This window comes from Parasphingorhabdus sp. (assembly GCF_049667325.1).
Lineage (GTDB): Bacteria > Pseudomonadota > Alphaproteobacteria > Sphingomonadales > Sphingomonadaceae > Parasphingorhabdus.
The window spans coordinates 1-2,345 of the sequence record NZ_JBATHY010000237.1 but is presented as its reverse complement, the minus strand read 5'-3'; the positions used below and the strand labels follow the sequence as shown (position 1 = coordinate 2,345).

Genomic DNA, 2,345 nt, shown 5'->3' with positions numbered 1-2,345 from the left:
CTGACGACCGGCTTTGAGCGAACCCAGTTGCCCACCCATATCCATGATTTCCGCAGGCACCGAACTGATCGCGGCAAATGCGTCGTTCCAGTTCAGCCCGGTGGCTCGGGGCACTTTATTGAGCGCGACCAGATTGCCAGCATATTGCACGGAATAACGCAATTGATGGGCATCCCGGTCATTGATCATACCGATCGCCACCTTGACGCCAGCGGCCTTTATGCGGCCGATATTGGACTGGGTCGCAGACAGGTCTTCAAAGCCATAAGGCAGATCACTGAGCGCCGAAGCCAGCACCGGCACGCCCGCAGCGGCGATATGATTGGCGACACGCCAGCCTTCATTAGCACCGACCAGCACCATTTTCAGCGCCGGAAAATCCTTGCGCAGGTCGAGGACCTTGAGGATGTCATTGGTGCTTTCGACATGGACCAGCAGCTTGGTGCTGCCGTTGATCACCGGCAACAGGGCCTTGGCGTCCGACGCCTTTAGCAGGTCACTGTCAAAAACAGCCGGATTGCGTGCATAGGTCCGCGCTTCTTCGAGCAGCGCCCGGAACTGGATATGCGAGGCGGAGCGGCTGCCCCCTGCCCGGCTATGGCCGGTCTCGCCCAGTTCGACAAATTGGAAAGCGCGCGCCTGGGTGATCGGATTCTCATCCTGTCCGAGATCTATGACCGCGCCATATCCGCCAAAGATGGAACCGGAAGTGCTTGGAGAAACGACAGCGCGGGTGACCCCGGCCGCACGGTTCACCGCCACTGCCGAGGCAAAGGGATTGATCGCATATTGGACGTCCAGCGCCGCCGAGAATGGCGACCCGCTGGCGTTCATGTCATTGGTCTGGGTAACCGCACCGACCTCTACGAGACCCACGCGGCTGAACCCGGCAAAAATTCCCGGCGTTACCCATTTCCCCGTCGCGTCGATTCTCCGCGCATCGGCCGGGATGGTGACGTTGGCGCCCGCAGCGACCACGCGATCATTGCGAATCAGCACCGTGCCACCTGCAATCGGCGCGCTGCCGTCTCCGATGACGACCTTGCCACCGGTGATAGCTGTGGTCTGGGCCGCAACGGGAGCCGCGATCAAGGCTGCAGCAGAGGCGAGCAGTACAGTAAAACGCCTCATTTCACGTCTCCTTCACCGGGCTGGCCGAGCTCGAAATCACTGACCGGACGGTGTTTGGCGTTGCCGCTGTCAAACATCAGCGCCCCATCGATCCACACTTTCTCGGGCCGCGAGTAAACGCTCAGCGGATTGCCGTTCCACAAAACGAGATCGGCCATCTTGCCAGGCTTCAGACTGCCGGTCATCGCATCGATACCCATCGCTTTTGCCGGATTGAGCGTGATCCACTGGATCGCCTGGGCGTCGCTGATTTCAATTCCCATCGCCCGGCCATCCGCAAGTGCTTTGGCCGCTTCCTGGTTGAGCCGCTGGATCTGGTTTTCGTCATCGCTGTGGATGATCACGCAGGCTCCGGCATTCTGCAGCATCGCCGCATTTTCCGGGATCGCGTCATAGGCCTCCATCTTGAAGCCCCACCAGTCAGCCCAGACGGCAGAACAAATGCCTTCTTCGGCCAATATGTCAGCGATCTTGTAGCTCTCCACGGCGTGATGAAATGCGGTCACCTTATAGCCGAACTCCTTCGACATATCGATAATCTGGGCCAGTTCATCGGCGCGGTAGCAATGGTTGTGGACAAGAATGTCCCCGTCCAGCACCCCGACCAGAGTTTCCTTGCCAAGGTCCCGTTTGGGCGGCTTGGCATCATTTTGCTTGCTGCGATATTCCTGCGCGTCAATCCACGTCTGCCGGTTGAGCGCCAGATTGCCCATCCGGGTTGATGGCATCCGGTTCCGGCTGCCATAGACCCGCTTGGGGTTTTCCCCGCAGGCCATTTTCATGCCATAAGGCGCGCCCGGAAATTTCATCGCCTGAACCGTCCGCGCCGGAACATTTTTCAGCGTAACCGACCGGCCACCAAAGAGATTGGCCGAACCGGGAAGTATTTGCAGCGCGGTGATCCCGCCATTGGCCATCGCCCGCGAAAAGCCGGGATCATGCGGCCAGACACTATGCTCCGCCCAGACTTCCGGGGTCACCGGAGACGTCGCTTCATTGCCGTCACTATGCGCCGACACGCTCGGGGTCGGATAATCACCGAGATGGCTGTGCACATCAACGATACCCGGCGTGACATATTTTCCGGTTCCGTCGACAATCGTGGCATCAGCCGGGATCGCGGTATCAGCGCCACCCACGGCCGTGATTTTTCCATTCGACATGAACACGGTGCCATTGTCGATGCGGCCGCCTTCACCGTCAAATATCGTGAC

Annotated in this window: 2 protein-coding genes; both read right to left on the bottom strand. The window is 59.5% G+C overall.

All coding sequences use genetic code 11. The features are described 5' to 3' along the window. A partial coding sequence (locus WBM93_RS10585) for an amidohydrolase (RefSeq protein WP_424431651.1) occupies positions 1-1,131 on the bottom strand: 1,131 nt, incomplete at its 3' end. After that, a partial coding sequence (locus WBM93_RS10580; RefSeq protein ID WP_424431649.1) for an amidohydrolase occupies positions 1,128-2,345 on the bottom strand: 1,218 nt, incomplete at its 5' end. The genes WBM93_RS10580 and WBM93_RS10585, both read right to left, overlap by 4 nt.